This window comes from Actinomadura sp. (assembly GCF_044508335.1).
GTDB lineage: Bacteria > Actinomycetota > Actinomycetes > Streptosporangiales > Streptosporangiaceae > Spirillospora.
In genome coordinates this window covers 53,696-64,239 of the sequence record NZ_JBIQHY010000020.1, presented here as the reverse complement: position 1 = coordinate 64,239, position 10,544 = coordinate 53,696, and the positions used below count along the sequence as shown (strand labels likewise).

At 70.8% G+C, this 10,544-nt stretch carries 11 protein-coding genes; 9 read left to right on the top strand and 2 right to left on the bottom strand.

Translation table 11 applies throughout. The annotated features are described in order from the left end of the window. The 4 genes from ACIWVC_RS10655 to ACIWVC_RS10640 form a co-directional block, all read left to right on the top strand. Positions 1–411: hypothetical protein (locus ACIWVC_RS10655; protein ID WP_396446805.1), on the top strand; the 411-nt coding region annotated here is incomplete at its 5' end. Further along, entirely contained in the window at positions 408–2,138 is a 1,731-nt protein-coding gene (locus tag ACIWVC_RS10650; RefSeq protein ID WP_396446804.1) for a cation acetate symporter, read from the top strand. The genes ACIWVC_RS10655 and ACIWVC_RS10650, both read left to right, overlap by 4 nt. A 156-nt stretch (positions 2,139–2,294) precedes the next feature. After that, on the top strand, positions 2,295–2,657 hold the full coding sequence (locus tag ACIWVC_RS10645; RefSeq protein ID WP_396446803.1) for a DUF485 domain-containing protein: 363 nt from the start codon (positions 2,295–2,297) through the stop codon (positions 2,655–2,657). After that, positions 2,654–4,264 (top strand): cation acetate symporter, encoded by a 1,611-nt coding sequence (locus tag ACIWVC_RS10640; protein WP_396446802.1) that lies wholly within the window; start codon positions 2,654–2,656, stop codon positions 4,262–4,264. The genes ACIWVC_RS10645 and ACIWVC_RS10640 overlap by 4 nt, the downstream gene beginning before the upstream one ends. A 111-nt stretch (positions 4,265–4,375) precedes the next feature. On the opposite strand, the gene ACIWVC_RS10635 is transcribed toward ACIWVC_RS10640, so the two are convergent. Beyond that, positions 4,376–6,115 carry a hypothetical protein gene (locus ACIWVC_RS10635; RefSeq protein ID WP_396449036.1) on the bottom strand — a complete coding sequence of 580 codons (1,740 nt, stop codon included), beginning with the start codon at positions 6,113–6,115 and terminating at the stop codon, positions 4,376–4,378. Positions 6,116–6,149: 34 nt separating this feature from the next. Here ACIWVC_RS10635 and ACIWVC_RS10630 point away from each other — a divergent pair, with 34 nt between their 5' ends. From ACIWVC_RS10630 to ACIWVC_RS10610, 5 genes are all read left to right on the top strand, one after another. Then, complete coding sequence (locus ACIWVC_RS10630) at positions 6,150–7,397, top strand: hypothetical protein (protein WP_396449035.1); 1,248 nt, start codon at positions 6,150–6,152, stop codon at positions 7,395–7,397. 148 nt (positions 7,398–7,545) lie between these two features. Further along, positions 7,546–7,944 carry a PGPGW domain-containing protein gene (locus ACIWVC_RS10625; protein WP_396449034.1) on the top strand — a complete coding sequence of 133 codons (399 nt, stop codon included), beginning with the start codon at positions 7,546–7,548 and terminating at the stop codon, positions 7,942–7,944. A gap of 227 nt (positions 7,945–8,171) precedes the next feature. After that, positions 8,172–8,606: a hypothetical protein gene (locus ACIWVC_RS10620; protein WP_396449033.1), complete on the top strand. Its 435-nt coding sequence runs from the start codon at positions 8,172–8,174 to the stop codon at positions 8,604–8,606. A 172-nt stretch (positions 8,607–8,778) separates the two neighbouring features. Next, complete coding sequence (locus tag ACIWVC_RS10615; RefSeq protein WP_396449032.1) at positions 8,779–8,976, top strand: ferredoxin; 198 nt, start codon at positions 8,779–8,781, stop codon at positions 8,974–8,976. A 3-nt stretch (positions 8,977–8,979) separates the two neighbouring features. Next, positions 8,980–10,242: a cytochrome P450 gene (locus ACIWVC_RS10610; RefSeq protein ID WP_396449031.1), complete on the top strand. Its 1,263-nt coding sequence runs from the start codon at positions 8,980–8,982 to the stop codon at positions 10,240–10,242. Here the strand turns inward: ACIWVC_RS10610 and ACIWVC_RS10605 are convergent. Next, positions 10,243–10,544 (bottom strand): SDR family NAD(P)-dependent oxidoreductase (locus ACIWVC_RS10605; protein WP_396454076.1); only part of this gene is annotated, 302 nt, incomplete at its 5' end.

Below are 10,544 nucleotides of genomic sequence, written 5' to 3'. Positions count from 1 at the left end.
TCCACCGGACGGCCGGCGGAGCGGCCGCGCGGCGTCGCGGCCGGCCGCACGCTGGTGACCGGGCCGCGGACCCGGACCGTGCGGCGGCCCCGCTACCCGGTGACCCGCGAGATCGACGAGCAGACCGGGCTCGGCGAGGCGTACATGCGGTCGCTGCTGCGCACCCAGCTGCGGCTCGCCGCCCGGCTCTGCCTGGTGCTCGCCGTCGTGGTGCTCGGGCTGCCGCTGCTGTTCGCGACCGTCCCCGAGGTGCGCGAGGCGGAGGTGTTCGGCCTGCCGCTGCCGTGGGTGCTGCTCGGCGGGCTGATCTACCCGTGGTTCGTGGCGTGCGGCTGGTGGTACGTCCGGCAGGCCGAGCGCAACGAGGACGACTTCGCCGACCTCGTCGACCGGACCGAGGACCGGCCGTGAACGCCGCCTACGGTCTCGCGGGGGTCATGCTCGTCGTCGTCGCGACCGTCCTGATCGGCGTCCTCGGGGTCCGCATCTCCCGGACGACGTCCGACTTCTACGTGGCGTCCCGGACGGTGACGCCGCTGCGGAACGCGTCCGCGATCGGCGGCGAGTACCTGTCGGCGGCGTCCTTCCTCGGCATCGCGGGCCTGATCCTCGCGTACGGCGCGGACATGCTGTGGCTCCCGGTCGGCTGGACGGGCGGGTACCTGGTGCTGCTCGTGCTGGTCTCGGCGCCGCTGCGCCGCTCCGGGGCCTACACCCTGCCGGACTTCGCCGAGGCGCGGCTGGAGTCGATGGCCGTGCGCCGCGTCGCGAGCGTCCTGGTCGTGCTGATCAGCTGGCTGTACCTGCTGCCCCAGTTCCAGAGCGCCGGGCTGGTGCTCCGCACGGTCACGGGCACGCCGGTGTGGGCGGGCGGCGTGCTGATCGCGGTCGTCGTCGCCGTGAACGTCCTGGGCGGCGGCATGCGCAGCGTCACCCTCGTCCAGGCGTTCCAGTACTGGATGAAGCTGACCGCCCTGGCCGTGCCGCTGGTGTTCCTGCTGCTGGCGTGGCGCGGCGACGGCTCGCCCGGCCTGTCGTCGGACGCGCCCCCGCGGTTCGGCGACCGGACGACCGTCGCGGTCGGCGTCGCCGTCACGGTGAACGTGACCGCGCCCGTCCAGGTCGTCGTGGACGGGAAGGTCGACGGCCGCCACCACCGCCGCGCGCCGCTCACCCTGACACCCGGGCCGCACAGAATCGACGCGGACACGTCCGTCACCTTCCCGGCCGGCGCCGACGTCCCGCACGTGAGCGGGCGCCCCGTCACCACCGACCGGGAATGGGCCCTGCCGCTCGACGGGCGCGAGCATTCGCTGTACGCGACGTACTCGCTGATCCTCGCGACGTTCCTCGGGACGATGGGGCTGCCGCACGTGCTCGTCCGCTTCTACACCAACCCGGACGGGCGCGCCGCACGCCGCACGACCGTGATGGTGCTGTCGCTGCTCGGCGCGTTCTACCTGCTCCCGGCGCTGTACGGGGTGTTCGGGCGCCTCTACACGCCCGAGCTGCTGATGACCGGGCGGGCGGACGCCGTCGTCCTCACCCTGCCCGGACGGCTGATCGGCGGGCTCGGCGGCGACCTCCTCGGCGCGCTGGTGACCGGGGGCGCGGTCGCGGCGTTCCTGTCGACGTCGTCCGGCATCACCGTGTCCGTCGCCGGGGTGCTCGCCCAGGACATCCTGCGCGGCGGCGTCCGGTCGTTCCGCGTTGGGACGCTGCTCGCCCTCGTCGTCCCGCTGGCCCTGGCGATAGCCGCGCGGTCGCTCGCCGTCGCGGACGTCGTGGGGCTCGCGTTCGCCGTCGCCGCGTCCACCTTCTGCCCGCTGCTCGTCCTCGGCGTCTGGTGGCGGCGGCTCACCGTCCCGGGCGCGCTCGCCGGGCTCGTCGCCGGCGGCGTGCTCGCGGGCACCGCCGTCATCGTGACGATCGCGGCCGGGCCGCCGTCCGGGTTCGCCGGCGCGCTGCTCGCCCAGCCCGCCGCCTGGACGGTGCCGATCGCGTTCGCCGTCATGATCGTCGTGTCGCTGTGCACGCAGCGCCGCGTGCCGAAGGGCGTCGCCCGCATGATGGTGCGCCTGCACACTCCGGAGTCGCTCAACGTCGACCGGGGCACCTGGCGGCCCCGGCGCGTCTGACCGTTCATCGCGCCAGAGCGACCGTTCGGCGACGGGTCCGGCATCCCGGCGACGATGAACGGCACCTGACCGCAGCCTTGCCGCCGACCCCTCGCCCCCTCCGAGCTGGGTCTTTACGGTGGCGCGTGATTGGCGTCACAGAAGAGGAGGGCGGTCGTGTCCGTCGATAAGAACGCCGCCGGCACCGTCTATGAACGGTTCCAGGGCACCGCGGAGTTCCAAGATCTCCGCCGCAGATTCCGCCGATTCGCATTCCCCATGACCGCCGCGTTCCTCAGCTGGTACCTGCTCTACGTCGTGCTGTCCGGGTGGGCGCGCGGCTTCATGGGGACCGAGCTGTTCGGCTCGATCAACATCGCCCTGGTCTTCGGGTTGCTGCAGTTCGTCTCGACGTTCGGCATCGCGTACCTGTACTCGCGGCACGCCGAGCGGCGGCTCGACCCGGCCGCCGACAAGCTGCGCGCCGAGATCGTCGCCGAGACGGCCCCGGCGGCGCGGACCGCGGAGGACGCCCGATGAGCCACGAGGCCCTGTCGATCAGCCTGTTCGTCGTGTTCGTGGCGGCCACCCTCGCGATCACCGTGTGGGCGAGCCGCAACACCAAGAACGCCACCGACTTCTACGCCGGCGGGCGGTCGTTCTCCGGCCCGCAGAACGGCCTCGCGATCGGCGGCGACTACATGTCCGCCGCGTCGTTCCTCGGCATCGCCGGGCTCATCGCCCTGTACGGCTACGACGGCTTCCTGTACTCGATCGGGTTCCTCGTCGCCTGGCTCGTCGCGCTGCTGCTCGTCGCCGAGCTGCTGCGGAACTCCGGCCGGTTCACGATGGCGGACGTGCTGGCGTTCCGGATGAGCCCGCGGCCCGTGCGGACCGCCGCCGGCGTGTCCACCATCGTCGTGTCGATCTTCTACCTGCTGGCGCAGATGGTCGGCGCGGGCGCGCTCGTCTCGCTGCTGTTCGGCTTCACCAGCGATTTCGCCAAGGGCGCGACGATCGCGCTGGTCGGCGTCCTGATGATCATCTACGTGGTGTTCGGCGGGATGAAGGGCACCACCTGGGTGCAGATCGTCAAGGCCGTCCTGCTGATGACCGGCGCGGCCCTGATCACCCTGCTGGTGCTCGGCAAGTTCGGCTTCAACCTCTCCTCGCTGCTGAACGACGCCGCCGAGCAGAGCGGCAAGGGCGACAAGTTCCTGCAGCCCGGCCAGCGCTACGCCACCGAGGACTCCGGCCTCACCGGCAAGCTCGACCTGATCAGCCTGGGCCTCGCGCTCGTCCTCGGCACCGCCGGGCTGCCGCACATCCTGATCCGCTTCTACACCGTCCCGACCGCCCGCGACGCCCGCAAGTCCGTCATGTGGGGCATCGGGCTCATCGGGGTCTTCTACCTGTTCACCCTGGTGCTCGGCTTCGGCGCCGCCGCCCTGGTCGGATCGGAGGAGATCCGCAAGGTCAACTCGGCCGGGAACACCGCGGCACCGCAGCTCGCCGAACGCATCGGCGAGATCGTCTTCGGCTCGGCCGGCGGCACGATCCTGCTCGCGGTCATCGCCGCGGTCGCGTTCGCCACCATCCTCGCGGTCGTGGCGGGCCTCACCCTCGCCTCGTCCTCGTCCTTCGCCCACGACCTGTACGCGCACGTGTTCCGCAGGGGCAAGGCCACCGAGGGGGACGAGGTCCGCGTCGCCCGCATCTCCGCGCTGGTGATCGGGGCCGTCTCCATCGTCCTCGGCATCTACGCCCAGCGCCTCAACGTCGCGTTCCTCGTCGCCCTCGCGTTCGCGGTGGCGGCGTCCGGGAACCTGCCCGCGATCCTCTACAGCCTGTTCTGGAAGAGGTTCAACACGGCCGGCGCGACCTCCGCCATCTACGGCGGCCTCGGCGCCGCGATCTTCTTCGTGGCGTTCTCCCCGGTCGTGTCCGGCGACGAGAAGGCCCTGTTCACCGACCACGACTGGAGCTGGTTCCCGCTCAGCAACCCCGGCATCCTCTCCATCCCGATCGGCTTCCTGTGCGGCTTCCTCGGGACCGTCCTGAGCAAGGAGTACAACGCCGCCAAGTACGCCGAGATCGAGGTCCGCTCCCTCACCGGCGCGGGCGCCGAGGCGGCCGTGAAGGACTGACCCCCGACCCGCCGCGCGGGCGACCGTCGCCCGGTCCCGCGCGGCCCGCGGCCCCGTCCCGAATCAACGCCCCCGGGACGGGGCCGCTCCATGCCCACTTGCGGAGTCGCGTCAGTCCTCGCGGATCGTCTTGGCCACGCCCGCCGCGAACAGCGCGGCGAACATCCAGCCCAGCACCTGGAAGATCCAGCCCGCGGCGACGATCAGCTGCTCGACCTTCGACGACGCGATGATGTTGCAGCGGACGCGCGTCGTGGTGTTGATCAGCGGCACCGACAGCTCGATACCGAGGCCGACCTGGTCCACGAGCGTGCAGCGCTCGGCGGCCGCCTGCGCCCCGGCCCCGCCCGGATGAGCGGTGGCGGACGCCTTGACCTGGTTGCTGTACACCGGGGTGAGGCGGACGGCGTCGGTCGTGGCGGCCGAGACGACGACCATGGCGATCGCCGCGACGGTGGTCAGCGCGAGCCCGGCCAGCGGTCGTGACATCCGGTACCCGTAGCCGACCGTGATCTTCAGTGCCCGCAGCCGGAACTTCTCGAACGGCGGGATGTCGTTGCCCGAGGCCAGCAGATGGTCCTGCTGGGCGATGAGCACCCGGCGCGCGTCCTCCTCGCGCCCGGCGGCCTTGTAGACATCGGCGAGCTGCCGGTACGGTTGCGCCGCATAGGGGACCCGAGCGCGCAGGAAAGCGATCCACTCCCGGCGGTCCATCGCCTCGGGCAGGTCGATCGCGTATTTGAGCCCGTCGAGGTTCACCTTGTCCGCGCTGCCGGCCCGGAGGAAGTCCGGCTTGAGGTAGAGGGCCTTGTGCAGCGTGGCGAAGCGCAGGTCAAGGCTGCATTGGTTGCCGCTGTGGCTGGCCATGACGCCGCCGTGGCACTTGAGGCTCCCCTCGACATGGGCTCCGAGCAGCCGTACCACCCCTTCCGGATCGCTGCCGATGGCCCGCATGTTCCTGAGGAAGGCGTCGCCGCCCACCCTGATATTGTCGGCGGCCAGCGCGCCCGCCTGCGCGCTGCTGATCTTTGCTTTGTCCAGGCTGAGCTCGCCGCTGATCACCGCCCCCTTCAGCACCAGGACGCTGACGCCGTCGCGTGCGGCGGGCTCGTCGCCGAGCATGCTCGCGGCCTTGACCGCCTGGAACAGCGCACTGCCGCCGACCCGGACGCGCTCGGCGGTCAAGGCGGGCCCGCGTTCCGCTTCGAGCCTGGCGCCGATGAGGTCGAGGTCTCCCGAGATTTGCGCTCCGATGAGCCGGACCGCGTCCTCGGCCGCCCGTGCGCAGAACTCTGAGTCCGCGCGCGCCGCCTGTGTGCGGAGCTCGGTGCGCAGCAGCAGGTCCCCGTCGGCACGGAAGCCGTCGGCCTCCAGCGCGGATCTCTCCGCCGACACCAACCGGGCTCCGGTGAAATCGGTCTGCCCTCCGATCCGCGCCCCGCTCAGCCGCACGGTGCCGGCGCATTCGACGAACCTGGCGTCCAGCCCGTTGTCGATCCGGACGCCGGCCGCTTCCATGCCGACCAGCTTGGATTTGGCCAGCACCAGCCGCGGCAGATGGGCGAAGCTCAGTTCGAGCACCTCACGAAAAACGCAGCCGACCAGGAAAAGGTTGACCTCGCATTCGAGGCCGTTCAGGCTCAGGCGGCCCTCGATGATCACGCCTTCGAGGCTTACCAGCGGCGGGTGGAGGCGTTTCACATCGGGGTCCGTGAGTAAACCGCGCAGAACCCCGGCTCTTATCGTCCGTTCGGAGGCGGGGACGCCCATAGCGGGGGCGAAGGGAGTGACATGTCCGCTTTTGAGATGTTCGAGTAGTTCCTTTTCGATCTTGTTATGCCAGCTCACCATGATCGCGACTCTAAACTAGACTTCTGTTCATTAGGTGCTGATCCTGAAGTCTGGTACGTTTCCCTTCCATCCTGTCCCGATCGGCGCCGCTGTATCGCGCGGCGCCGGGCTACCGCAGGCAAGGGTGCCGTTGACGCAGCTGTCTTATCGGAACTGGCCCGGTCTGACCTCCCCTTCGCATTATGTTCACGTTGATCACCAAGACCTCGCGGCGGTGCAGGTCGGCCTCCGCCGGGAGGAGGCCCGTCTCGGCGAGGTCGTGGCCTCGCGGGAGGCGCTCCTGGCCGCCTGCGTGCAGGAGCCCTTCGGCGCCTGGTATACGGCCCGCTACCTGAGCTGGCTCGACCGGGCGGTTTGCTCGATCTTCGTACGCGGCGTCCACGCGACCCGGTACAACCTGCGGGAGTTCGGCGGGCGGCTGGCGCCCGTCTCCGTGCACTACCGCGAGGCGGAGGACCTGATCGTCCGCCTGCTGGACCAGCGCGACCAGATCAACGGCTGGGAGATCAACGTGCGCTCGCCCGGCTCGAACTGGTCCCGGACGGATCGGGCCTATGACACGCCTCCCCGGCCTTATCCCCGGCCTGAGATCAACCCCGCGCGCAGCGTACACGGGGACCTTGCGATTCCCCATGTGCCCCTGCATCCGGAGATCATCGAAGCCTATCCGGCGTGGCAGCTCGCCGAGTGGCTTAAATCACTCAAAGCGGGGCGGGTCTGGGATGCGCACCTGGCGGGCGCCGAACATATTTCGGTCGTGACCAAAACCCTCGAAGAACTTCGCGCATTCCTCTACAGGCAGGCCCAGTTGTTGGAGAGGGGATGGTCCGACCGAGCCTCTCCACTAGCGCAGGCAAAGCTCCAACGCATCGATGCCACGATCGGAAGTTCCGTCGATTTCGGCGAAGCGGCGGCGGGCCTGAGGCAGCGGCTGAGCCGGATGCTGGAAGACATCTTCGCCTCGATGCATTCCCGCGACTTATCGCCAGGCCGGTTCGCCGACCAGCAGCTCGTGTCGCTATTTCGCGTGATCAACGAGAACTACCGGTACGCCATCGAATGGTATCCACGTTCCTGGGCCTTCGACCTTCCCTTCGGGGGCATCGAGCCGCCCGGCGCCCAGCCTCCCGATGCGCAGCCTCCCGCGCCGCAACTCCCGCCGTCAGGGCCGCCGCCGGTCGTCCCCGCACGGGAGGGGCCTGCGGGCGGCCGGTCCAGCCCGTTCGCATCGCTGGGGTACGGAGATGTGCCACCGGTGATCGGAGAGTCCCGGGGCCGATGAAGGCTGCGCAGGGGACGGTTGACGTGTGGTTGCCGGTCGGGGGTGAGTCTTTTCCACTGCCGGGAGCGGGGTTTGGGTGGGTCGCCGTGCGCAAGATCTAGCGTGGCAGGTGCACGGTGGGCGGACGCGGTCCGGCGGGAGGTACGGCATGGGGTATGGGAGGTCGGCCAAGCGGGGGGTGGTGCTGGTCGGCGGGGGTGCGGTGCTGGTGACCGGGGTCGCCCTGCTCGTCCTGCCCGGTCCCGGGTTGCTGCTCGTGCTGGCCGGGCTGCTGATCCTCGCGCGCGAGTTCCCGGCCGTGGACCGGTATGTCGAGCCGGTCCGGCATCGTGCGATCCAGGCGGCCGAGGAGAGCGTGACCTCCTGGTGGCGGCTGACCGGGTCGATCCTGACGGGGCTGGGGCTGATCGCGGCGGGCGTCGCCTGGGGGCTGGTGCCCGTCCTGCCGTTCTCCGGGTGGAGCACGGGGTCGGGGCTCATCCTGTCCGGACTCATCCTCTTCGGACTTCTCTACTGGAGCTATCTCCGGGTCAAGAGCCGCCGCTGACGCTTCGTGGCATCACCGCCAGGACGGCCCGCATCTGCGCCGGGGGTTCCGGCGCAGGGCCGTGCTGATCATCGCGGGGGGCGCCGGCGTTCGGATCCGCCTGGTCGGCGATGTTCCTGCGCGCCGCCTGACCGCCGGCGTCCGGATGCGGTCATCCTTGTGCCCAAATGCTTCCGAAAAGGTGCGCTCGATTTGATCCGCGGCCCGGGTATCACCGTGCAATGGGTATGGGCATTGTTCTTCGACTTCTCGTGGCCGCCGGACTCGCGGCCGACGCCATCGTGCACTGGCGGTTCGCGCCGGACATGGCCCCCGGGCCGAACACTCCGGACGACGTCATCCCCGGGGACGACCTGTTCCGCGCGCAGGCCATCGCGGCGGCCGTGGCCGCCGTCCTGGTCCTGGTGTGGGCGCGAAGATGGACGTACGCGATCGCGTTCATCGTCGCGGCGAGCGCCGCCGGCGCCGTCCTGCTGTACTACTTCGTCGACTTCGGGCAGCTCGGCCCGATCCCGCGCATGTACGACCCGCAGTGGTACTCCGACAAGACGATCAGTTTCACCGGGGAGGCGGTGGCGACGATCGCCGCGCTCATCGGCTTCTTCACCGCCGGCCGGAAGGAGCCCGCGGAATCGCACTCCACCAGGACGCCCGTGGGGTAGGAGCCGCCGGGCACCTCTCCGGGCGGCGGCCGGCGACGGGGCCCGGCACGGCCGCGGCGGGCCCGCGCGGGTCGGTGACCTCACCGGCCGACCCGTTCCGGGGCGGGCTCGCCGTGCGCGTCCGCATCGCGGCGGCGCTCGCGCCGCCCGGCCGCCCCGAAGGAGGAACGCCATGAAGGTGCGCATCGACTCTGGACGCTGCCAGGGCCACGGCCGCTGCTACGACCTCGCGCCCGAGATCTTCGGCGAGGACGACGAGGGCTACGGGACGGTCCTCGGCGCCGGCGTCGTCCCGGAAGGCCGGGAGCACGAGGCCCGGCTCGCCGTCGCGAACTGCCCGGAGCGCGCGATCACCGTGGAGGAGGGCTGAGGCATGGCCGCCGACGACCGGTTCACCGGGGCGCGGGACACCACGCCGCTCGGCACCCGCAACGAGGTCATCACCGGGCCGGTCGCCGACTGGGCGACCGACTTCTCCCACCTGGAACCGGAATGGGCGGCCGACCCGTACCCGATCCAGGACGACCTGCGGCGGCGGTGCCCGGTCGCGCGGACCGAGCGGTTCGGCGGCGGCTGGCTGCCGGTCCGCTACGAGGACGTCGCCGCGATCGCCTACGACACCGAGCGCTTCACGTCCCGGTCGGTGGTGATGAGCAACTACCGGCCGCCCGCGGACCTCGCCCCGGTGGGCGTCACGCCGCCGATCTCGTCCGACCCGCCGTTCCACCACGACGCGCGCAAGCTGCTGCTGCCGGCGTTCAAGAAGTCGGCCGTCCAGAAGCTGGAGGCGGGCACCAGGGCGTTCTGCCACGAGCTCGTCGACTCCTTCGAGGGCCGGGACGTCGTGGACGCCGCGCACGACTACGCCCAGCACATCCCGATGCGGGTCATCGCCGACATGCTGGGCTTCCCGCCGGAGGACGGGCCGAGGTTCCGCGAGTTCGTCGAGAACACCCTCGAAGGCGTCAACCTGCCCCCGGACGAGCGCATCGCCCGCATGGACAAGCTGTTCGAGTACCTGTACGAGCAGATCCGCGACCATGTCGACGACCCCCGCGACGACCTCACCACGTACCTGATCAACGCCGAGCTGTACGGGCGGAAGCTCGACGCGTCCCACGTGTCCGGGACGATGGCGCTCCTCCTGATCGCCGGCATCGACACGACGTGGAGCGCGATCGGCGCCTCGCTGTGGCATCTGGCGAAGACCCCGTCCGACCGCGAGCGCCTCGTCGCCGACCCGTCCCTCCTGCCGACGGCGATGGAGGAGTTCCTCCGCGCCTACGCGCCGGTCACCATGGCGCGGCTGGTGAAGGAGGACATGCACTGGCGCGGCGTCGACATGAAGGCCGACGACTGGGTCCTGCTGTCCTTCCCGGCGGCCAACCGCGACCCGGCGCAGTTCGACCGAGCGGACGAGGTCGTCATCGACCGGGAGGTCAACCGCCACGCCGCCTTCGGCCTCGGCATCCACCGCTGCCTCGGCTCGCACCTGGCCCGCATGGAGCTCCGGGTGGCCTTGGAGGTCTGGCTGGAACGCGTCCCCGTCTTCACCTTGGCGGACCCGTCGGCGGTGACATGGGCCGCGGGCCAGGTCCGCGGCCCCCGCACCCTTCCCCTCCGCGTCGAGCGCTGATCACCAGGGGATGGGGCCGTCATCGTCGAAGAAGCCGCCGGTCGGGCCGCCGTCGGGGAGCCGGGCGAGGCGGATCGCGATCGCCGCGCCCTGCTCGGGGGTGCGGACGCCGCGGAAGCCGTTGAGGTCCGTCGCGCAGAAGCCGGGGCAGCCGGCGTTGATCAGGATGCCGGTGTCCTTCAGCTCCTTGGCGTACTGGACGGTGACCGCGTTGAGGAACGACTTCGACGGCGCGTAGGCCGCCGAGATCGGGCCCGTCTCGGCGCCGGGCTCGCTCTGCCGCGTGATGGAGCCGACGGTGC

Bases quoted from the DNA above. Each gene is read 5' to 3' on its own strand.
- ACIWVC_RS10640 (WP_396446802.1), top strand. From the start codon at position 2,654: ATGAGCCACGAGGCCCTGTCGATCAGCCTGTTCGTCGTGTTCGTGGCG.
- ACIWVC_RS10635 (WP_396449036.1), bottom strand. From the start codon at position 6,115: ATGGTGAGCTGGCATAACAAGATCGAAAAGGAACTACTCGAACATCTC.
- ACIWVC_RS10625 (WP_396449034.1), top strand. From the start codon at position 7,546: ATGGGGTATGGGAGGTCGGCCAAGCGGGGGGTGGTGCTGGTCGGCGGG.
- ACIWVC_RS10620 (WP_396449033.1), top strand. From the start codon at position 8,172: ATGGGCATTGTTCTTCGACTTCTCGTGGCCGCCGGACTCGCGGCCGAC.
- ACIWVC_RS10615 (WP_396449032.1), top strand. From the start codon at position 8,779: ATGAAGGTGCGCATCGACTCTGGACGCTGCCAGGGCCACGGCCGCTGC.
- ACIWVC_RS10610 (WP_396449031.1), top strand. From the start codon at position 8,980: ATGGCCGCCGACGACCGGTTCACCGGGGCGCGGGACACCACGCCGCTC.